Source organism: Nocardia asteroides (genome assembly GCF_900637185.1).
Lineage (GTDB): Bacteria > Actinomycetota > Actinomycetes > Mycobacteriales > Mycobacteriaceae > Nocardia > Nocardia asteroides.
The window spans coordinates 4,150,870-4,171,062 of the sequence record NZ_LR134352.1; the positions used below are offsets into that span (position 1 = coordinate 4,150,870).

Below are 20,193 nucleotides of genomic sequence, written 5' to 3' on the forward strand. Positions count from 1 at the left end.
ACACGCCGTTTCCGGCCGCTGTGTCCTGCTTCACAGCGGTGTCCTGTCACAGGTGCGCGCGTACGAGCGCCTGGTGTGCGAAGGGGATACGGACAGGAGAGACATCATGCGCGTCGTGGTTTTCGGAGCGAACGGACCCACCGGACGGCTGCTCACCGGGCAGGCGCTCGACGCCGGACATCAGGTCGTCGCTGTCACCCGGCGGCCGGAATCCTTCGAGCCGAACCATGAGCGGCTCGATGTCGTCGGCGCCGACGTTCTCGACGCGGCCGCTGTCGACGCGGTGGTGTCCGGTGCCGACGCGGTGCTGTCGACCCTCGGCGTCGCGGCGGGCAAGGAACCGATCCACACCTACTCCCGCGGGACCGCCCACATCGTCGCCGCCATGGGACGGCACGGCCTGCGCCGGCTCGCCGTGGTCAGTTCCGCCGGAGTCGACCCGCACCCGTATTCCGACGGCGGATTGTTCTTCACCCGGATCCTGGTGCCGTACGTGACACGGGTGCTGGGCAAAACGCTCTACGACGACATGCGCCGCATGGAAGCACTCGTCCGCGCCACCGACCTGGACTGGACCATCGTGCGTCCCGGCGGGCTGTTCCACCTGCCGTCGGTCACCGGCTACACCGTGGCCCCCGGCCAGGTCGACGCCCGCTTCACCGCCCGCGCCGACCTGGCCGCCTGCCTGCTGGCCCAGCTCACCGACGACCGTCACGTACGCGCCACGGTCGAGGTGGGCACCACCGTCGGCACTCCCGCACTGCTCACCTGGATCCGGCGCGAAGCCCTCGGAAAATAGGGGTGGCGAACGCCGGCGCGGGTCGTTATGGTCGTCCACCTCATGATGACCAGCACCGCCCAAATCGCCCTCCACGACGTCACCAAACGCTACGACACCACCCCCGTCCTCGACCGCGTCACGCTGTCGGTGCGTCCCGGCGAAACCGTCGGGGTGATCGGGGAGAACGGGTCGGGGAAATCGACGCTGCTGCGCCTGCTGGCCGGGGTCGAACCCGCCGACAACGGCGCGGTGACCGTCACCGCGCCCGGCGGTATCGGGTACCTGCCCCAGGTGCTCGAACTGCCCGGCACCGCCACGGTCGCCGCCGCCGTCGATCACGCCCTGGCCGACCTGCGCCTGCTCGAACAGCAACTGCGCCACACCGAACAGCAACTGGCACAAGCGGATCCGGCCGTGCTCGCCGACTACGCGGACCTGCAGGCCCGGTTCGACGCCCGCGACGGCTACCACGCCGACACCCGCGTCGACATCGCCCTGGCCGAGCTCGGGCTGCCCGGACTGGACCGTCACCGCACCCTCGCCACCCTGTCCGGCGGTGAGCGGGCACGGCTGGCGCTGGCGGCGACCCTGGCGGCGGCGCCGGAACTGCTGCTGCTCGACGAACCCACCAACGACCTGGACGATGCCGCCGTGGCGTGGCTGGAACAGCAGCTGCGCTCCCATCGCGGCGCGGTGATCGCGGTGACCCACGACCGGGTGTTCCTGGAACGGATCACCGGCACCATCCTCGAGGTCGACGCCGGACAGGTGCGCCGCTACGGCGACGGCTACGCCGGCTACCTGACCGCCAAAGACGCCGAACGCCGCCGTGCCGCCCAGGACTACGCGGACTGGCGCACCGAGCTCGCCCGCAATCGGCGACGTGCCGCATCGAATGTGGTTCGGCTCGAAGCGATTCCACGCAAACTGCCGCTGGCGGTGTTCGCCGCCGGTCCGTTCCGGGCACGCGGCCGCGGTCACGGCACCATGTCGCGCATCCGCAATGCCAAGGAACGCGTCGCGCGGCTGACCGGCGATCCGGTGGCCGCGCCGATCGATCCGCTGCGGTTCACGGCCGCGGTCGACACGGTGCACGACACCGGAACCGGACCGGTCGCCGAACTCACCGATATCGGTGTCGGCGACCGGCTCGCCCTGGCCGCCCTGCGCATCGAGGCCGGTTCCCGGCTGCTGGTGACCGGGCCCAACGGTGCGGGCAAAACCACCCTGCTGCGGGTACTCGCCGGTGACCTGCGGCCCGACACCGGCACCGCGCGGGTCACCGGCCGGGTGGGCTGGCTGCGGCAGGACCCGCCGCGTTACCCGGCCGCGGCGACCGTGCTCGCCGCGTTCGCCACCGGCAGGCCCGGCCATCCCGACGACCATGCGGACACCCTGCTCGACCTCGGCCTGTTCCGGCCCGCCGAACTCGCTCTGCGCGTGGGTGAGCTGTCCTACGGGCAGCGCAGGCGGATCGAGATCGCGCGCCTGGTCACCGAACCCGCCGACCTGCTGCTGCTCGACGAACCGACCAACCACCTCGCCCCGGCCCTGGTCGAGGAACTCGAACAGGCGCTCGACGGTTATTCGGGCGCGCTGGTGATCGTCAGCCATGACCGGCAGTTGCGGCGTCGCTTCACCGGCGACCGGATGGTGCTCGACGACGGCGCGATGGCGGCGGTCGCCGCATAGATCCGAGGCCGGATTTGCCGTTCCGGCAAGGAATCTGGCGTCGGGCACGGTGTGGTGGCGATACTCGGGCCCTTGCTTCGAGGAGGCCGATCCATGCTGGACAACCCCACCCGCGCCCGCGGCACCGTGCGACCCTGGACAGTGCTGGCGGTGTGCTCACTGAGCCTGTTCGTCGTCGGTCTCGACGCGACCATCGTCACCGTCGCCCTGCCGTCGATCGGGGCCGGGCTGGCGGTCGGTACCCAGGGCCTGGAGTGGATCGTCGACGCCTACACTCTGGCGCTGGCGAGCTTCCTGATCACCTCCGGCGCCCTGGCCGACCGGTTCGGGCGCCGTCGCGTGTTCCGGCTCGGGCTGGTCGTTTTCGGTGCCGCGTCGGCGGCGTGCGCGGTCGCGCCGACCGTCGAGGTGCTGATCGCCGCCCGGGTGGTGCAGGGCGTCGGCGGCTCGATGCTCAGCCCTGTCGCACTGGCGATCGTGGTCGCCGCGATCACCGACGCGCGGCAGCGGGCACGGGCGATCGGTGTGTGGGCGGCGGTGTTCGGGTTGAGCATGGCGGTCGGGCCCACGCTCGGCGGCGCACTCGTGGACGGGCTGGGCTGGCGGTCGGTGTTCTGGGTGGCGGTGCCGGTGGTGATCGTCGCGCTAGGGCTGACCTGGGTGGTGGTGCCGGAATCGCGGGGCAGGCAGCGCCGGATCGACCTGGCCGGGCAGGCACTGTTGGTCGTGGTGGTCGGTGGGGTGATCGCGGTGCTGATCGAGGGCCAGCGGATCGGGTGGACCGCGCCCGCCGCGATCGCGGGCTGCCTCGGCATCGTCGGCGCCGCCGCGGCGTTCGTGTGGGTCGAGCGTCGCACGGCCGAACCGCTGATGGATCCGCGGCTGTTCCGGCGGCCGCCGTTCACCGCGGCGGTGCTCGGCGCGGTCGTCGTGTTCGTCGCCCTCACCACCACGCTGCTACTGAGCACCTGGCACCTGCAGCACGAGCGAGGACTGAGCGCGGTCGCGGCGGGCGCGTTCACGTTGCCGCTGGCCATCGCGGCGACGGTGTGCGCGCCGCTGTCGGGCATCCTGGTCGGTCGCCTCGGCGCGCGACCACCGTTGCTGCTGGCCGGTGGGTTCCTCACCGCCGGGGGACTGGTCCTCACCGTCAGCGGTGGGAGCAGTGCCGCCCTGCTGATCGCGTTCGCGCTCATCGGCATCGGTTTCGGATTCGCCAACGCCCCGATCACCACGACCGCTGTCAGCGGACTGCCCGCCGAACGCGCGGGTGTCGCCGGCGGAATCGCCTCGACCGCCCGGCAGGTGGGCGCGGCGGTCGGCATCGCGGCCGCGGGCGCCCTCATCGCCGCAGGCGACCCGGTCGCCACGGGCCGGATCGGGTGGGCACTCGTCGCGCTGTGTGGGGTGCTGGTGCTCGGACTCGCCCGGTTCGCACCGGCTGAAACGCCTTGACCTGCGGAAGTAGGTGGCGCGAAAAAGATTCCGGGCGCGGCGATGAGTTCGTGCGGCGGGCACCGTCTCAATCAGTGCTACCTGTAGCCGAGATCCGGGAGAGTCGAATGACCGCCAGTTCCGCCGTCACCACCGGCACCCTCGTGGTGCCCGATGCCCGCCTGTACTACGAGGTCCGCGGGGCGGGACCACTGGTGGTGCTGGTCGGCGCGCCCATGAACGCCGCGGCGTTCGCGCCGCTGGCCGAGCAGCTCGCCACCACCAACACCGTCCTCACCACCGATCCGCGCGGGCATTTCGCCAGCCCCCTCAACGACCCGCACCAGGACTCGACGGTGCCCGCCCGCGCCGACGACCTGGCCCGGCTGATCGATCACCTCGACGCGGGCCCCGCCGTGGTGTTCGGTTCCAGCGGCGGCGCGGTCAGCGCCCTCGCCCTCGCCCAGACCAGCCCCGACCTGGTCACCACCGTCGTCGCGCATGAGCCGCCGCTGCGCGACCTGCTGCCCGACGCCGACGCGCAGCGCACGCTCACCGAGGACCTCATCGCCACCTACGACGGCGGCGACGCACTCGGCGCCTGGCGCAAATTCTTCGCCCAGGCCGCCATCGACATCCCCGAACCCGTGCTCGCGCAGATGTTCGGCGGCGACCGCGATCCACAGCAGGTCGACAGCGAACGCCGCTGGTTCGACCACGAACTGCGCGCCACCACCGCCTGGATTCCCGACCCGGTGCTGCTGCGTGCCGTACCCACCCGCGTCATCATCGGGATCGGCGCCGACTCGACCGGTCAACTGTGTGACCGCACTTCGCGCGCCCTGGGCGCCGTCCTCGGCGTCGAGCCGGTGCTGTTCCCCGGCGACCACACCGGATTCGTCGGCGCCCCGGCCGCGTTCGCCGCCCGTCTGCAGGAAGTCCTCGACGCGCCGTGACCGCGGCTCAGCGCGAATCCCGGTGCGGCCGATGCGCGTCGGCATCGGGTGCCACCGCGTCGTGACAGCGGCGGCTCAGCCGGCGCAGGGCGTCGAGCAGTTCCGGCGGCCCGCCGACGGTGAAGTCGACATCGAGCCCGGTGATCATCCACGCCAGCGACGCGGGGGAGTCGGCGCCCAGATGCAGCACAGAGGTGGAGGCGTCGACGGACTCGAGCACGCCGGTGCCCGGCCAGATCCGTTCGGCCAGCTCGGCGGCCGAGCCGTGCAGCGTCACCGCGGTACGCCACGGCCACGAGCTCACCGACAACCGGCGCGACAGATAGGTGGCCGCGTCACCGTCGGGAACCGGGCGCGGCGTGAATCGGGGACCTGTCGGGGTTCGGGGTTCGAGCCGGTCCACCCGAAACGAACGCCACTGCCCCCGGTCGACATCCCACGCCACCAGATACCAGTGCCTGCTCGAATTGACCAGCGAATCGGGCTCGGTGTCACGACGGCTGACCCGTCCGGCGTGATCGGTGTAGTCGAACCGCAGGCGCTCGTGGCGGCGGCAGGCCTCCGCGATCGCCAGCAGCGTCTCCGCCCGCACCCGTGGCGCCTCGGCGGCCACCCGCACCATCGACTGCTGCAGAGTGGTCAGCCGGTGCCGCAACCGCGACGGCAGTACCTGTTCCAGTTTCAGCAGCGCCCGTAGCGACGCGTCCTCGATCCCGGCGACCGTGCCGCCGGAGGTGGTCCGCAGACCGACCGCGACCGCCACGGCCTCCTCGTCGTCGAGCAGCAGCGGCGGCATCGACGCACCCGCGCCGAGCCGGTAGCCCGCCGTCCCCTGCACTGCCTGCACCGGATAGCCCAGCCCACGCAATCGTTCGACATCGCGGCGCACCGTGCGCACGGTGACCGCGAGCTCGCCGGCGAGCTCGGTTCCCGACCACGCGCGCCGCGTCTGCAGCAGGGACAGCAGACGCAGCAGACGAGCCGACGTTTCCGACATCTCTCCACTCTGCCCTGCACTTAGGACATTCTCCGACCTAACCGGTTCCTAGCGTTGTCGCCATGAACGACATCCACCCCTTCCGGATCGACATCCCCCAGGCCGACCTCGACGATCTGCACGACCGCCTGGCCCGCACCCGCTGGGCCGACGACCTGCCCGGCACCGGCTGGACCTACGGCCTGCCCACCGCCTATCTGCGCGACCTCGCCGAGTATTGGCGCACCGGATTCGACTGGCGGACGGCCGAATCGGCCCGCAACGCCCGGCCCCAGTTCCACACCGAGATCGACGGTCAGCGTTTGCACTTCACCCATGTCCGCTCACCCGAACCCGACGCGCTGCCGCTGGTCCTCGTGCACGGCTGGCCGTTCACCGACTTCGGCGCGACGATCGGGCCGCTCACCGATCCGCGCGCCCACGGCGGCGATCCCCGCGACGCCTTCGACGTGGTCGTCCCGTCGCTGCCCGGCTTCGGCTTCTCCGGCCCCACCCGGGCACCCGGCCAGGCCACGACCGAGCACGCCGCCGCGCTGATCGCCCAGCTCATGCACTCCCTCGGCTATTCCCGGTACGGCGCGCAGGGCGGCGACGCGGGTTCGTTCATCGCCCCGCAACTGGGTCGCATCGACACCGCCCGGGTCGCCGGGGTCCACCTCAACGCCGCCATCACCATTCCCGCCTGGGACGACGACGGCGCAGGCTACTCCGCCCAGGACCAGGAAAAGCTGGCCGCACTGCAGGACTGGAGCAGCGCCGACACCGCCGCCTACGCGAGCGTGCACAGCACCCGACCGCAGACCCTGGCCCACGCCGTCACCGATTCACCCGCCGGTCTGCTCGCCTGGATCGTCGACGTCGTCAACACCTACAAGGACCCCGCCGCCGCACTACCCGAGGACTCGCTCGACCGCGACGCCATGCTCGCCGAGATCGCGATCCTGTGGTTCACCCGCACCGCGGGATCCTCGATGCGGCTGTACAAGGAATCCCAGCAGTGGGGTGCGGAGCTGACCGGTTCCGGTGTCCCGACCGGCATCGCCGTGTTCCCCGGCGACCGCACCATCCGCGGGATCGCCGAGAAACAGAACCACCTCGTGCGCTGGACCGAATTCGACCGCGGCGGTCATTTCGCGGCGATGGAGACCCCCGACCTGCTCGTCGGCGACATCCGGGAGTTCTTCCGGCCACTGCGCTGACGCCCGGGCCCGGTCACGGGGTCTAGCGTGGCCGGTTCTACGCGTCGACGAAGACGGCGCCGACCTCGGACATCCGCTGTGCGGCATACTCCGGATCGATCAGCGACTCCGGCGTGTAGGTTCCCGCGGCGACCGGCTCGCCACGCAGACCCAGCAGCCGCTCGGCGCCCAGCGCGATACCGAGGGCGGTGAGGGGTCGCTGACCCGCGGGATGGACCAGGTAGCGGCTCCGGCGCAGCGGTGACCCGTCCGCGCCGGAGCCGGTCAGGTCGATGCGGATCTCCATCGACGCCGCCTCCCCGCGTCGCCGGCCGGGCGATTCGCCGACCGCCAGATCGACGCGGACCTGCGGCGCGCCGGTGGCCAACGCGAGACTCGGCACGTCGAGAATCGGTACGGCCTGCCCGGCCAGTGCGGTCCCGTCGACAGCGCGGACCTCGGCGAGCGCGTCTTCGGCCGCCAGCCAGGTGAACACTCCGTCGCGGCGCACCAGACCCGCCGAGGTCACCGTCGTCCACCGTTCGAGATCGGCGATTCCGGCCGGCCCACCGGCGTCGGTCTCGTCCAGGATCGCGCCGAGTGTCACGCTGTCGACCCGATCGAACTCGCGCGCGGTAGCCAGCGCGGCGAGGGTGGCGAGGCCGGCGAGGAAATGGCTGGCCACCAGAATCGGTGCGGCACCGGCGCGCTGGGCGCCCGCGACGAGCTCGGGCCCGATGTCGAACAGGCCGCTGGAGATGCTCAGATACGGCACCGCGTGATCCTGCGCGTAGGTGAGCCCCTGGTGACGGTGGTCCCAGAGTGTGGCGATCACCGCGGCGAAGCTCGCCCCGGCGGGGAGTCCGAGGTCGCGGCGGCTCAGGTCGATGGTGACCGCGTCGGCGGCGCCGAGCGCGTCGGCCACGCGCCGGGCCCGGTCGAGGTCGCGGCCCGCGATCGTCAGCGGCAATTCCGGATACCAGCGTCGCAGCAGGGCCGCGGTATCGGACCCGGCTTGGCCGGAGCCACCCAGGATCAGTACGGAGGGTGCGTTCGTCATGCGTCATTCCCCTTCGACAACAAGCTACATTTTGTAACCTACCTTTTGTAGCTAAACTGACGACATGACGCAAGGGAGGACGGCGCCGGCCCGCATGAGCAAAGCGGCGCGGCGCGAACAACTGCTCGACACCGCGCTGGCCGTGGTCGGTGACCGCGGTTCCGACGGGCTCACCCTCGTCACCCTCGCCGAGGCGGCCGGTGTGAGCAGGCCGATCGTCTACGACCACTTCGGCACCCGCCCCGACCTGCTGCTGGCCCTGTACCGCCGCCTCGACGAAAGGCACCGCTTGGCCACCGAAGAAGCCGTCGCGGCGGCCGCGCCGAACGCCACCGAGATCGCGCGGGTGCTCAGCGGCGCCTACTTCGCCTGCGCCACGGACATGCCCGAACTCGAGGCGATCTCGGCGGCCCTCAAGGGCAACCCGGACGCCCAGGCCGTCCAGCACGCCATGCTCGACAGCTACCGCGACTGGATGGCCATCGCCCTGCGGCCGTACTCGGCACTCACCGAGGAGAGCCTGCGCGTGCGCTGCGTCGCCGTCCTCGGCGCCGCGGAAACCCTGGGCGCCGAACTGAATCGGGGCACCATCGGCGCGGCCGAGGCGGTCGACGCCCTCGCCGATCTCATCGTCGGCAGCATCGGCACGCGGTCGCGCGGATGACCGGGGAAACTCGGTAGGATTCGGCGGGTGCCCGAGATCTCCGACATCGCGCGACTGTTCGACCGGCGACCGAAACAGATGGGTTCGCCCGCGGGCCCGGTGCTCTGGAACGCGCTGCGCGACAGCGTGTGTGCGCACACACCGGCGGAGACCGCGTCCGAGTTCGCCACCCTGCTGCGGGCCGAGTTCACGCGGCTGACCGGGGTGGATCTCGACGATCCCGCCGCGATCGCCGAGCCGGAAATCATCGACGGCACACCGGTGGCGGTGGACCTGCCGACCTGGCGCACCATCCTGCTGCCGCTGCTGATCGTGCGCGCCCGCCAGCTCTACGGTGAACTGCCCACCGAGCGCCCCTGACTACCGCGGCTCGATCGCGGTCAGGAAGAACTTCCTGATGTCCTCGGCGAGCAGGTCCGGCACCTCCATCGCTGCGAAGTGGCCACCCCGATCGAACTCCGACCAGTGCCGGATGTCGTAGAGCCGCTCGGCCAGCGGCCGCACCGATTGGGTGATGTCGCGCGGGAACACCGCGACACCGAGCGGAACCGGGCAAGGGGTGGCGCCGCGTGTGGTGTCGTGATGCAGCCGGGCCGACGACGCCGCGGTCGCGGTGAACCAGTACAGCGAGATGTCGGTGAGCATCCGGTCGTCGTCGACCGGGGTCTGCGGATCGGTCCACTGCGCGAACCGTTCCGCGATCCAGGCCAGCTGGCCGACCGGTGAATCGGTCAGCGCGTACCCGATGGTCTGCGGCGTGGTCGCCTGCAGCGCCTGATACGGCGGACGATTCGCCATCAGGTGCCTGATCTTGTCCAGCCGGGCCTCGTCGGTGGCCGACAGGACGATATCGGCGTCCGGATCCGGCCGGGTCGGCAGGTAGTTCACGTGCACGCCGACCACCTGCTCGGGCGCCACCGCGCCCAGCGCCTGGGAGATGCCCGACCCGAAGTCGCCGCCTTGAGCGCCGTAGCGGGTGTAGCCGAGTCGGCGCATGAGTTCGGCCCAGGCGCGGGCGATCCGGACGAGGTCCCAGCCGCGTTCGCGGGTCGGGCCGGAGAATCCGTAGCCCGGGATGGAGGGGATCACCAGGTGGAAATTCTGCGACAGCGGCTCGACGACGTCGAGGAACTCCAGGAACGAGCCGGGCCAGCCGTGGGTCAGGATCAGGGCGAGCGCGTCCGGCTTCGCCGACCGCACATGGACGAAGTGGATGTTCTGCCCGTCGATCTCGGTGGTGAAGTGAGCGAGCTCGTTGAGCTTCGCCTCGTGCGCGCGCCAGTCGTAGCCCGTGCGCCAGTACTCGGCCAGTTCCTTCAACCGGGCCAAGGGGAAGCCGTAGTCGGTTCCGGCGTCGGCGACTTCGTTGGGCCAGCGGGTGCGGGCGAGACGATCGTGCAGGTCGTCGAGGTCGGCCTGGGGGATGTCGATGTTAAAGGGCTCGATCATGGGTCTCACTCCGGCGATATTCGTTCGGCTAGTAAATGTTGTTACTACAAACGTTTGTAGAGCAAACGATACACGAAATCATTGGTGCTACCAACAGTTCGGTAGACTGCTTCCATGGACAACCCCGCGCAGCGGACGAAAACCAGCTGGGAGCAGCTGCCCAGCTGGCTGCTCACCCAGACCGCCCAGCACGCGCACCACCTGGTGTCCGACGGATTCGCGGCGGCGGGCGCCCGCGGCTACCACTACCGCCTGCTGGCCACCCTGGCGGAGACCGGACCGGCCAGTCAGGCCGAACTGGGCAGGCGCAGCGGCATCCACGTCAGTGACATGGTCGCCACGATCAACGAACTGGCCGAGGACGACCTGGTCGAACGCGCTCCCGACCCGGCCGACCGCCGCCGCAACATCATCTCCCTGACCAGTGCGGGCACCCGCCAGCTCCGCCGTCTCGAGAAGCAGCTCGCCGACGCGCAGGACGAACTGCTCGCACCGCTCTCACCGGCCCAACGCCGACAGCTGACCACCTTGCTCACCCGCCTCCTCGACCATCACGACCAGCAGCGGGAGCCCTGAGACCACGCCCTTCCGGCGCAGTCCCGCCTGTGCGACGATGGAGCCGGTGGCGACCTCCGCCCCGATCGGGAGCACACACGCAATCGGGTGATCGATATGCGGTCCGGGATCAAGTTCGCGATCTACACGTTCGTCCTGCTGCTCGTCGGCGCGGCCTGCGCGACCTCGGACACCCCGGCACCGCCGACCACCGCCGCGGCCGAGTTCGTCGACGGCCCCTGCGCCGCGACACCGCATCCGGTGCCTGCCCTGACCGGCGCACGCTGCGGGGAACTGGTCGTTCCCGTGCACCGCGGCGAAACCGGCGGCGCGACCATGCGGCTGTCCGTGGCCGTCATCCCCTCCCAGACCCAATGGAATGTGTTCTCCCATTCGTACGGCACCGACCTGGGCCTGATCTATCTGCGCCACGACGCCGACGCCGTCGAGTCCATCGTGTTCGACGGCGTGACACCGCCCTCGGTCGCCGCGCTGGGCTGGACCTGGGCCAGCGCCGAGGACGCGTTCGACGCCATGATCGCGGCCTGCGCGGCGCAACCGGCCTGCGCCGCACGCTACCCCGACCTCGAAGCCACCTTCCTGCGGCTGGTCGGGGAGCTCGAAGCGAACCCGCTCACCACCACCGTCGACGTGCCCGGCGTCGGACCCACGACGGTCGTCGTCGACGGCGGCATGCTGCTGAACTGGTTCGTCCCCGTGGCCACCCACCTGCCCGCCGATTTCCCCGCGGCGATCGACGCACTCGCCCACGGCAATCCCGACCTCGTCGCGAGTCAGTGGGCCGCGGCGTGGACGAATCCGGACAAGGTCGGCTTCCTCGCCTGGGGTCTGACCCTGAGCATCTGGTGCCGGGAATGGGTGCCGTTCGAGACCGTCGACGACCAGCTCGACCAGGCCCGGGCGGCGTTCCCCGAGTTCCCCGAGTCCGTCCTGGCCCAGGCCCCGCAACTGCCGTTCCTGCGCGAAGGCTGCCAGGCGTGGAACGTACCGAAAGCTCCCGACTCGATACGCGACATCACCAGCAGCGACGTCCCCGCGCTGGTGCTGTCGGGCAGTTACGACGGGCAGACCGGACCCGTGTGGGGCGACTACATCGCGAAGGACCTGTCGCGGTCCACCGTCGTGGTGGTGCCGGGCGCGGCGCACGGTGTGTACGCGGAACCGTGCGGCGGCGAGATCATCGCCGCGTTCTTCGACAATCCGGATAGACCCGATACGGCATGCGCGGAGACCACCCGCCCACCCGACTACACGATCTCCCCACCCGGACCCTGACCGTGGCCGCGGAACAGGGGAGTGCGGTGCTGTCCCGGCGGACGCTGCTGGTCGGCACGGTCGCCGGATTGACCGCGCTCGGCTTACCGGCGTGTTCCCCGACATCGCAACCGGCCACCACCAGCGCTCCCGCCGATGCCGCGTTCGCCGAGCTCGACGCCAAGATCGAGGCGGCCATGACGGCGTACCGGATCCCCGGCGTCGCGGTCGGCGTCCTGGCCGGCGGCACGGAGTACCTCCGGGGCTACGGGGTGACCACTGTCGACCGGCCCGTCCCCGTCGACGGCGACACGCTGTTCCGGATCGGCTCCACCACGAAGACCTTCACCGGCACGGCGATCATGCGACTGGTCGACGACGGCAGGATCCACCTCGACGCGCCGGTACGCGAGTACCTGCCGGACTTCGCCGTCGCCGACCCGGTCGCCGGTGCCACGGTGACGGTGCGCCAACTGCTCGACCACACTTCCGGATGGCTCGGCGACTTCCTGCAGGACTTCGGTCGCGGCGACGACGCCATCGCACGGTACGTCGCGGCGACGACGCCATCGCACGGTACGTCGCGGCGATGACCCGGCTGCCGCAACTGAACCCGCCCGGCACCGTCTTCGGTTACAACAACGCGGGATTGGTCGTGGCCGGCCGGATCCTCGAGGTGATCACCGGGACGACCTACGAGACCGCGGTCCAAGATCTGCTACTCGATCCGCTCGCGCTCACCCACACCCGATTCTTCTCCGACCAGATCATCGGCCTGAATGTCGCGGCCGCGCACAATGTCGTCGACGACAAGGCCGTCGTCGACACCGGCTTCTGGCACTTTCCCCGCAGCTGCAACCCGACCGGTTCGCTGATCTCCACCGCCCGGGACCAGCTGCGCTACGCCCGATTCCATCTGGGCGACGGCACCACCGACGGCACCCGGCTGATGCGCGCGAACGCCCTGCGCGCCATGCGATCGAACCCCGGCGCGGGCGGCACCCTGCAGGTCGAACTCACCGGCATGGGCGTCACCTGGATGTTGCGGCCGTCCGCCCAGGGCGAGACGATCGTGCAGCACGGCGGAACCTGGTCGGGGCAGCGATCCGGATTCTTCCTCGTGCCGACCCGCGATTTCGCGATGACCGTGCTCACCAATTCCGAAGGCGGCGCGCGCCTGCTGGCCGACCTGTTCGCCGACGACTGGTCGCTGCGCACCTTCGCGGGCATCACCAACCTGCCCGCCACACCCCAGCGGCTCAGCGCCGGTGAACTCGCCCCGTACGAAGGCCGCTACGTCACCGACCAGATCACCGAAACCGGCAGCTGGGAACACGCGGTGATCGACTTCCGTGGCGGGGACGGCCACCTGATCGGCACCATGAGTGACACCCCCGACGCGAGCACCAACCCCGGCGAGTCAGGTGCACCGCAGCTCGGCCTCGCGTTCTACCGGCCCGACTACGGCCTCGACCTGAACGCCGAGCTCGAACCGGTGGGGACGCGATCGGATTTCGTGCGCGGCGCCGACGGCCGCATCGCGTGGTTCCGCAGTCACGGCCGCCTGTATCGGCGACAATGAGCCGCTACGCGTGGCAGGTCAGGCCGGTCAGTGCGGCGTCGAGTTCGACCAGGCTTGTCGCCGTGTGGAATTCGCCGCCGGAGAGCCGGGCGATCTCGCGCAGTGAGTCGGGATCGGTCGGCACGGGGACCTTGACCGTGCCCGTCGATTCGGGCATCTCGATGACACCACCTGGAGTACCCAGCGAGATCGTGCCGACGGGAATGTTCGCGTCCTTCGCGGCGCGAGCGGCGGTGAAAGCGCCGCGGGGCGCGTCCAGCTCGGCGGGCATGGTCTGCTTTCCGTCCGACAACAGGATGACCTGCGCCGCGCCCGGAATCGAACCCACCTTGTTCAGCGTGGCGATCGCGCTGAGCGCGGTGAAGATGCCCTCACCGGTCGCCGTCCGCTCGGCCAGCCGCACATTGTTGAACGCGGCGGTGAACATGCTCCGGTCGGTGGTCGGCAACACCTGCACCGATGCGGTACCTGCGAAGGTGACCAATCCCAGAGCCGTCCCCGCCGGCAGTTGATGCGCGAAATCGGTCGCTGCCCGGCGCGCGACGGTCCATCGGCTCGGTGCCACATCGGTGGCCTCCATCGACAGCGAGACATCCAGCACGAACAGCACCGTCGCGGGACACACTCCGCCGGCGGCGGCAGGATGCGCTGCCCCGGAGACGGTCTGCCCACACGCGGCCACGAGTACGCCGACGCCGGTCAGCAACGCGGTCATGGCATTACGGTTTTTGGGACGGCGCGACACACCGTAACGCTATCAGCGGCAGTGTAAGACCGAAGCCGCCGAACGGTTTCCGGAAGGCTACCGGCGGCGGACCGTCGCCAGCCAGGCAGGCGTGCCCGCGCTGAACCGGGTGCGCAAGCCTTCCTTCTCGATCGCGGTCACCTCCCACCGCGCCGGATCGAAGGCCGCGGTGAGCGCCGCCCGGCTGACCGGGTGCGGACCGGGATCGGAGCCGAAGTCGCCGAAGCACAACACGTACAGGGTGCCACCCGGTGCCACCACCGCACTGAGACTCACGGCGTAGGCGGCTTGTTCGGTGCGGTCGAACGTGTGGAACAACCCGCTGTCCAGGACTGTGCGGAACCGGCGGTCCAGACGTTCGAGGCGCAGTGCGTCGGCCACCTCGAACGTGGCGGGCAAGCCCCGACTCTCGGCCTGGCGGCGCGCGGCGGCCACGGCGGTCGCCGCCACATCGACACCGAGCACGCGATGCCCCAGGGCGGCGAGGTAGAGCGCGTTGTCGCCGGTGCCGCACCCCGCGTCGAGCACCTCGCCGGTGATGCCGCCCGCCTCGGCCAGCCGCACCACCGCGGGCTGCGGCCCGCCGATGTCCCACGGCGCGGGACCCTCCCGATACGACGCGTCCCACGGCTGACCCGACTCCCGCTCGTGACTGGTCGGTGGCCGGTCACGCAGCGGGTCCTCGGCGAACGAACCCATGTCAGCGGACGAACGTGGCCGCGCGTTCGGCCAGATCGAGCAGCGGCTGCGGGAACACACCCAGGATGAGGGTGGCGCCCGCACTGAACGCCACGACCAGGGTCGTCGCGAACGGGGCGGTGACGGTCGGCGCGTCGGCGGGTGGGTCGGTGAAGAACATCAGCACGATCACCCGGACATAGAAGAACGCCGCGATCGCGCTGCAGAGGACACCGACGATGACCAGGAACGTGTACCCCGCGCCCGACGCCGCCGCGAACACCGCGAACTTCCCGACGAAGCCACTCGTCAGCGGCAAACCCGCGAACGACAGCAGCAGCAGCGCGAACACCGAAGCCAGCCACGGGGATCGACGGCCCAGCCCCGCCCACTGCGACAGCGCGGTCGCCTCGTCACCGGAGGCATCTCGCACCAGGCTGACCACCGCGAACGCGCCGACCGTCCCGAGGCCGTAGGCCAGCAGGTAGAACAGGACCGCCGCGACACCGGCCTCGTCGGCGGCGACGAGTCCGACGATCAGGAAACCCGCGTGCGCGATCGACGAGTACGCCAGCATCCGCTTCACATCGGTCTGGGTGATCGCCATGACCGCGCCGACGACCATCGTGGCCACCGCCACCGCGGCGAGCACCGGACGCCAATCGTCGCGCAGCGCACCGACGGCGACCATCAGCACCCGCATGGTCGCGCCCACCGCGGCGATCTTGGTGGCGGCCGCCATGAACGCGGTGATCGGGGTCGGGGCGCCCTGATAGACATCGGGCACCCATGCCTGGAACGGGACCGCGCCGACCTTGAACAGCAGACCGACCGCGAGCATCCCGATCCCGAGCAGCGCCAGCGTCGCGTTCTCGGAGTTCTTGTCCAGTGCCGCACCGATTCCCGGCAGCGACACGGTCCCGGTCTGCCCGTACAGCAGGGCGACACCGTAGAGGAAGAACGCGGAGGAGAACGCGCCGAGCAGGAAGTACTTCAGCGCGGCCTCCTGCGAGAGCAGCCGCCTGCGCCGGGCCAGCCCGCACAGCAGATACAGCGGCAGCGACAGCACCTCCAGCGCGACGAACATGGTCAGCAGATCGTTCGACGCGGGGAACAGCAGCAGCCCGCCGACCGCCAGCATCGTCAGCGGGAACACCTCGGTGGTCGACACCCCGGCCCGGACGGCGGCGAGTTCGTGCGCGCTGCCCGGCACCGCGGACGCCTGCGGCGTGAAGGCGTCGACGCCCCGGTCCAGCACCGCCGCCGCCCGGCTCCAGGTGCCGGGTCCGCTGCGGGCCCGCGGCACCGCGCCGCGCTCGGCGATCAGCAACAGCCCCAGCAGGGCGACCGCCAGGATCGTGCCCTGCAGGAACAGCGTCACCCCGTCGACGGCCACCGCCCCGACCACCGCGGTCGCTTCCGTACCCGCCAGCAGGACCACGGCGACCAGCGCGCCGAGCACGCCCGCGAGTCCGAGGACCAGCTGGGTGGGATACCGGTACGGCCGCGGCACGAACGCCTCGACCAGCACGCCGAGGACACCGACACCGAACACGATCAACATCGGTGCCAGCAGGTGGTATTCGATGCTCGGTGCGGGCAGGGTGGCCGCGAGCTCGTTGATGTTCACGGAGTCCGTCCTCATTTGTGTCCGCCCGCGGGCGGGGTGGCCGCGCCTGCTGCGGGAGCGGGGACCGTCGGAGCGGGATCGTGCTTGCCGATCGTCGAGAGGGTGTGGCCCACGGCGGGATCCACCAGATCGAGGATCGGTTTCGGATAGAAGCCGAGCACCAGCAACGCCGCCAGCAGCGGTACCACCACGGCCAGTTCCCGCGGCACCAGGTCACGCAGATGCTCGTTGCCGTGTTTGACGGGGCCGGTCATCATCCGCTGGTACAGCCACAGCACGTAGATCGCGGCCAGGACCAGCGCGCCGGTCGCGATGACAGCGGCCACCTTGTACTTGCCGAAGGTGCCGACCAGGACCAGGAACTCGCTGACGAACGGCGCCAGGCCCGGCAGCGACAGCGTGGCGAGACCGGCGATGAAGAACGTGCCCGCCAGGATCGGCGCCACCTTCTGCACGCCACCGAACTCGGCGATCATCCTGGTGCCGCGGCGCGAGACCAGGAATCCGGCGATGAGGAACAGCGCGGCCGTGGAGAGCCCGTGGTTGACCATGTACAGCGTCGCCCCGGACTGGGCCTGGGTGGTCATCGCGAAGATGCCGAGGATGATGAACCCGAAGTGCGAGATCGAGGTGTAGGCGATCAGCCGCATCACATCGGTCTGGCCGATCGCCAGTAGCGCGCCGTAGAGGACGCCGATCACGGCGAGGGTGATCACCAACGGCGCGAACGTGTCCGCGGCCAGGGGGAACAGCAGCAGGCAGTAGCGGAGCATGCCGAACGTGCCGACCTTGTCGACCACCGCCATCATCAGCACCGCGCTCGACGGGGTGGCCGAGACCGCGGCGTCGGGCAGCCAGGTGTGCAGCGGCCACAGCGGTGCCTTCACCGCGAACGCGAACAGGAACCCGAGGAACAGCGCGTTGATCACCGCGGTGCTGCCGCCGAGCTGTCCGCTGTTGGCGGCCGCGACGACCGTGCGCAGGTCGAAGGTGCCCGCCGACCCCTCGCCCAGACCCGCCTGCGCGGTGAGCACGTACAGCCCGATCACCGCGGCCAGCATGATCAGCCCGCCGAACAGGTTGTACAGCAGGAACTTCACCGCCGCGCGGGACCGCTGGGCGCGTACCGCGGCGTCGCCGGTGCGTGGCCCGAAGCCGCCGATGAGGAAGTACATCGGGATCAACATCGCTTCGAAGAACACATAGAACAGCAGGATGTCGAGGGCGAGGAAGGAGATCAGCACCATCGACTCGACCAGCAGCATCAGGGCGAGGTAGATGTGGGCGGTCTTGCGACCGTCACCCGCCGCGGTGTCGTCGCGCCAGCCGGCCAGGATGAGCAGCGGCATGAGCACCGCTGTCAGCAGCACCAGCGCGGTGGCGATGCCGTCCAGGCCCAGGGTGTAGCCGACGCCGAACGCCGGAATCCACTCGTGCGCTTCGACGAACTGGTACTGCTCACCGCCCGGCTGGAACCGGACGGCCAGGGTCACCGCGAGCGCGAGCACACCGATCGACACGGCCAGCGCGAGAACGCGGGCGACCGCGCGCTGCGCGGCGGGCACCGCCAGCACCACGGCCGCACCGACCGCGGGAGCCAGCCACAGTGTCGTCAACCAGGGAAACGAGTTCACCAGAACCTCACCGCCAGCAGGGCAGCGGCCACCAGGGCCGCGCCGGTGAACATGGACAGGGCGTAGGAGCGGACGAAACCGGTCTGCACCCGCCGGATCCGCGCCGAGAGCCCACCGATCGCGGCGGCCGTCCCGTTGACGACGCCGTCGACACCGCGCGCGTCGAGGAACACCAGGGCGCGGGTGAGATGCCGGCCGGGACGCTCGAAGGCGGCCTCGTTGATCGCGTCGCCGTAGAGGTCCTTGCGGGCCGCGGTCGTGAACACCGTGACCTGGTCGGGCGCGGTCTCGGGCACCGGGCTTTCGGCGTACTTGCGGTAGGCGACGGCGACACCGATCGCGACGCTGGTCAGCGCCAGCCCCGTCACCACACCGGCGGGCACCACCGGTTCACCGTGATGGGAGCCGACGACGGGGGCGAGCCAGTTCTGCAGCGCCGAACCCCACACGAACAGGCCACCGGCGAAGACCGAGCCGAACGCGAGCACGATCATCGGTCCGGTCATGATCCGGGGCGCTTCGTGCGGGTGGGTGTCGGGCTTCCAACGGCGTTCGCCGAAGAACGTCATCAGCATGACGCGGGTCATGTAGAAGGCGGTGAGCGCGGCGCCGAGGAGGGTGACCACGCCGAGCACGATCCCGGTCGTGCCGCCGTGGTCGAAGGCGGCTTCGATGATCTTGTCCTTGGAGAAGAACCCGGAGAACGGCGGCACCCCGATGATGGCCAGATAGCCGAGGCCGAAGGTGACGAACGTGATCGGCAGGAGCGTGCGCAATCCGCCGTAGCGGCGCATATCGGTCTCGTCGTCCATGGCGTGCATGACCGAGCCCGCGCCCAGGAACAGCCCGGCCTTGAAGAAGCCGTGCGTGAGCAGGTGCATGATGGCGACCGCGTATCCGGCCGGGCCCAGGCCCACGGCCAGGATCATGTACCCGATCTGGCTCATCGTCGACGCGGCCAGTGCCTTCTTGATGTCGTCCTTGGCGCAGCCGACGATCGCGCCGAACAGCAATGTCACCGCGCCGACGGCCAGGACCGCGGTGCGCGCGTCGGGCGCGAGGTCGTAGATCGGGTTCGAGCGCGCGATCAGGTAGACACCGGCGGTGACCATGGTGGCGGCGTGGATGAGCGCCGAGACCGGGGTGGGGCCTTCCATGGCGTCACCGAGCCAGGACTGCAGCGGCACCTGCGCCGATTTGCCGCAGGCGGCGAGCAACAGCAGCAGGCCGATCGCGGTGAGCGTGCCCTCGCTCGCGCCCGGTGCCGCGGCGAAGACCGTGCGGAAGTCGAACGAGCCGAACGTGGCGAACATCGTCATCATGGCGATCGCCAGGCCCATGTCACCGACCCGGTTGACGATGAACGCCTTCTTGGCCGCCGTCGCCGCGGAGGGCTTCTGGTACCAGAACCCGATCAGCAGGTAGGAGGCCAGACCGACGCCTTCCCAGCCGAGATAGAGGACCAGGAAGTTGTCGGCCAGCACCAGGATCAGCATGGCGGCCAGGAACAGGTTGAGGTAGCCGAAGAAACGGCGCCTGTCCGGGTCGTGGCTCATATAGCCGATCGAGTACAGGTGGATCAGCGAGCCGACACCGGTGATGAGCAGGGCGAAGCAGATCGAGAGCTGATCGAGCTGCAGCGAGAAACCCACCTGCAGATCACCGGCGACCACCCATTCGAACAGTTCCCGGTGGATCGCGCGGTCGGCGTCGGCGCGGCCGAGCATGCCGACGAAGGCGACAGCGGCGACGACGAACGAGGCCAGCGCGGCGAAGGTCCCCAGGTAGGCGCCCCACCGGTCGGCGAACCGGCCCAGCAGGAGCAACACGATCGCGCCGGCGAGCGGGAGCGTGGGCAGCAGCCACAACGTTGCGGTGCCCAT

Annotated in this window: 17 protein-coding genes and 1 pseudogene; 10 read left to right on the top strand and 8 right to left on the bottom strand. The window is 70.3% G+C overall.

The window, feature by feature from the left end; genetic code table 11:
• Nucleotides 1-106: 106 nt before the first annotated feature.
• From EL493_RS19450 to EL493_RS19465, 4 genes are all read left to right on the top strand, one after another.
• Nucleotides 107-799, top strand: a complete 693-nt coding sequence (locus tag EL493_RS19450; protein ID WP_019046988.1) for an NAD(P)-dependent oxidoreductase — start codon at nt 107-109, stop codon at nt 797-799.
• 45 nt (nt 800-844) lie between these two features.
• Nucleotides 845-2,473 (top strand): TlrC/CarA/OleB/SrmB family ABC-F type ribosomal protection protein, encoded by a 1,629-nt coding sequence (locus tag EL493_RS19455; protein ID WP_074965491.1) that lies wholly within the window; start codon nt 845-847, stop codon nt 2,471-2,473.
• Between the two features lie 93 nt (nt 2,474-2,566).
• Complete coding sequence (locus EL493_RS19460) at nt 2,567-3,928, top strand: MFS transporter (RefSeq protein WP_019046990.1); 1,362 nt, start codon at nt 2,567-2,569, stop codon at nt 3,926-3,928.
• Nucleotides 3,929-4,035: 107 nt separating this feature from the next.
• Nucleotides 4,036-4,863: an alpha/beta fold hydrolase gene (locus tag EL493_RS19465; RefSeq protein WP_019046991.1), complete on the top strand. Its 828-nt coding sequence runs from the start codon at nt 4,036-4,038 to the stop codon at nt 4,861-4,863.
• 7 nt (nt 4,864-4,870) lie between these two features.
• Here EL493_RS19465 and EL493_RS19470 read toward each other — a convergent pair whose 3' ends face one another.
• Nucleotides 4,871-5,860 carry a helix-turn-helix transcriptional regulator gene (locus tag EL493_RS19470; protein WP_019046992.1) on the bottom strand — a complete coding sequence of 330 codons (990 nt, stop codon included), beginning with the start codon at nt 5,858-5,860 and terminating at the stop codon, nt 4,871-4,873.
• A 62-nt stretch (nt 5,861-5,922) separates the two neighbouring features.
• Between EL493_RS19470 and EL493_RS19475 the strand changes: the two genes are divergently transcribed.
• Complete coding sequence (locus EL493_RS19475; RefSeq protein ID WP_019046993.1) at nt 5,923-7,059, top strand: epoxide hydrolase family protein; 1,137 nt, start codon at nt 5,923-5,925, stop codon at nt 7,057-7,059.
• A gap of 37 nt (nt 7,060-7,096) precedes the next feature.
• Here EL493_RS19475 and EL493_RS19480 read toward each other — a convergent pair whose 3' ends face one another.
• A complete protein-coding gene (locus EL493_RS19480) occupies nt 7,097-8,098 on the bottom strand; it encodes a hypothetical protein (protein WP_019046994.1) in 1,002 nt (333 codons plus the stop codon).
• A 64-nt stretch (nt 8,099-8,162) separates the two neighbouring features.
• On the opposite strand from EL493_RS19480, the gene EL493_RS19485 reads away from it, so the two are divergent.
• Together EL493_RS19485 and EL493_RS19490 are read left to right on the top strand one after the other, a co-directional pair.
• Nucleotides 8,163-8,762, top strand: a complete 600-nt coding sequence (locus EL493_RS19485) for a TetR/AcrR family transcriptional regulator (protein WP_030202122.1) — start codon at nt 8,163-8,165, stop codon at nt 8,760-8,762.
• A 27-nt stretch (nt 8,763-8,789) separates the two neighbouring features.
• Nucleotides 8,790-9,122, top strand: a complete 333-nt coding sequence (locus tag EL493_RS19490; protein ID WP_019046996.1) for a hypothetical protein — start codon at nt 8,790-8,792, stop codon at nt 9,120-9,122.
• Here EL493_RS19490 and EL493_RS19495 read toward each other — a convergent pair whose 3' ends face one another.
• The gene (locus tag EL493_RS19495; protein WP_019046997.1) at nt 9,123-10,211 is read right to left on the bottom strand and encodes an epoxide hydrolase family protein; all 1,089 of its coding nucleotides are present in this window, start codon (nt 10,209-10,211) and stop codon (nt 9,123-9,125) included.
• Between the two features lie 114 nt (nt 10,212-10,325).
• Between EL493_RS19495 and EL493_RS19500 the strand changes: the two genes are divergently transcribed.
• The 3 genes and pseudogenes from EL493_RS19500 (at nt 10,326) to EL493_RS19510 (ending at nt 13,623) form a co-directional block, all read left to right on the top strand.
• Nucleotides 10,326-10,787, top strand: coding sequence for a MarR family winged helix-turn-helix transcriptional regulator (locus EL493_RS19500; RefSeq protein WP_019046998.1), 462 nt, complete (start codon nt 10,326-10,328; stop codon nt 10,785-10,787).
• Between the two features lie 96 nt (nt 10,788-10,883).
• Nucleotides 10,884-12,062 carry an alpha/beta hydrolase gene (locus EL493_RS19505; RefSeq protein ID WP_019046999.1) on the top strand — a complete coding sequence of 393 codons (1,179 nt, stop codon included), beginning with the start codon at nt 10,884-10,886 and terminating at the stop codon, nt 12,060-12,062.
• A gap of 68 nt (nt 12,063-12,130) precedes the next feature.
• Nucleotides 12,131-13,623 (top strand): annotated as a pseudogene (locus EL493_RS19510) (serine hydrolase domain-containing protein).
• 4 nt (nt 13,624-13,627) lie between these two features.
• On the opposite strand, the gene EL493_RS19515 reads toward EL493_RS19510, so the two are convergent.
• From EL493_RS19515 to nuoL, 5 genes are all read right to left on the bottom strand, one after another.
• A complete protein-coding gene (locus EL493_RS19515; RefSeq protein ID WP_019047000.1) occupies nt 13,628-14,338 on the bottom strand; it encodes a VWA domain-containing protein in 711 nt (236 codons plus the stop codon).
• A gap of 87 nt (nt 14,339-14,425) precedes the next feature.
• Nucleotides 14,426-15,067, bottom strand: a complete 642-nt coding sequence (locus EL493_RS19520) for a class I SAM-dependent methyltransferase (RefSeq protein WP_019047001.1) — start codon at nt 15,065-15,067, stop codon at nt 14,426-14,428.
• Between the two features lies 1 nt (nt 15,068).
• The gene (gene nuoN / locus EL493_RS19525; RefSeq protein WP_232017333.1) at nt 15,069-16,610 is read right to left on the bottom strand and encodes an NADH-quinone oxidoreductase subunit NuoN; all 1,542 of its coding nucleotides are present in this window, start codon (nt 16,608-16,610) and stop codon (nt 15,069-15,071) included.
• 77 nt (nt 16,611-16,687) lie between these two features.
• Nucleotides 16,688-18,310, bottom strand: a complete 1,623-nt coding sequence (locus tag EL493_RS19530) for an NADH-quinone oxidoreductase subunit M (protein WP_019047003.1) — start codon at nt 18,308-18,310, stop codon at nt 16,688-16,690.
• Nucleotides 18,307-20,193 (bottom strand): NADH-quinone oxidoreductase subunit L, encoded by a 1,887-nt coding sequence (gene nuoL, locus EL493_RS19535; RefSeq protein WP_019047004.1) that lies wholly within the window; start codon nt 20,191-20,193, stop codon nt 18,307-18,309. The genes EL493_RS19530 and nuoL overlap by 4 nt, the downstream gene beginning before the upstream one ends.

Bases quoted from the DNA above. Each gene is read 5' to 3' on its own strand.
- EL493_RS19450 (WP_019046988.1), top strand. From the start codon at position 107: ATGCGCGTCGTGGTTTTCGGAGCGAACGGACCCACCGGACGGCTGCTC.
- EL493_RS19455 (WP_074965491.1), top strand. From the start codon at position 845: ATGACCAGCACCGCCCAAATCGCCCTCCACGACGTCACCAAACGCTAC.
- EL493_RS19460 (WP_019046990.1), top strand. From the start codon at position 2,567: ATGCTGGACAACCCCACCCGCGCCCGCGGCACCGTGCGACCCTGGACA.
- EL493_RS19465 (WP_019046991.1), top strand. From the start codon at position 4,036: ATGACCGCCAGTTCCGCCGTCACCACCGGCACCCTCGTGGTGCCCGAT.
- EL493_RS19470 (WP_019046992.1), bottom strand. From the start codon at position 5,860: ATGTCGGAAACGTCGGCTCGTCTGCTGCGTCTGCTGTCCCTGCTGCAG.
- EL493_RS19475 (WP_019046993.1), top strand. From the start codon at position 5,923: ATGAACGACATCCACCCCTTCCGGATCGACATCCCCCAGGCCGACCTC.
- EL493_RS19480 (WP_019046994.1), bottom strand. From the start codon at position 8,098: ATGACGAACGCACCCTCCGTACTGATCCTGGGTGGCTCCGGCCAAGCC.
- EL493_RS19485 (WP_030202122.1), top strand. From the start codon at position 8,163: ATGACGCAAGGGAGGACGGCGCCGGCCCGCATGAGCAAAGCGGCGCGG.
- EL493_RS19495 (WP_019046997.1), bottom strand. From the start codon at position 10,211: ATGATCGAGCCCTTTAACATCGACATCCCCCAGGCCGACCTCGACGAC.
- EL493_RS19500 (WP_019046998.1), top strand. From the start codon at position 10,326: ATGGACAACCCCGCGCAGCGGACGAAAACCAGCTGGGAGCAGCTGCCC.
- EL493_RS19505 (WP_019046999.1), top strand. From the start codon at position 10,884: ATGCGGTCCGGGATCAAGTTCGCGATCTACACGTTCGTCCTGCTGCTC.
- EL493_RS19515 (WP_019047000.1), bottom strand. From the start codon at position 14,338: ATGACCGCGTTGCTGACCGGCGTCGGCGTACTCGTGGCCGCGTGTGGG.
- EL493_RS19520 (WP_019047001.1), bottom strand. From the start codon at position 15,067: ATGGGTTCGTTCGCCGAGGACCCGCTGCGTGACCGGCCACCGACCAGT.
- nuoN (WP_232017333.1), bottom strand. From the start codon at position 16,610: ATGTTGATCGTGTTCGGTGTCGGTGTCCTCGGCGTGCTGGTCGAGGCG.
- nuoL (WP_019047004.1), bottom strand. From the start codon at position 20,193: ATGGGCACCGCAACGTTGTGGCTGCTGCCCACGCTCCCGCTCGCCGGC.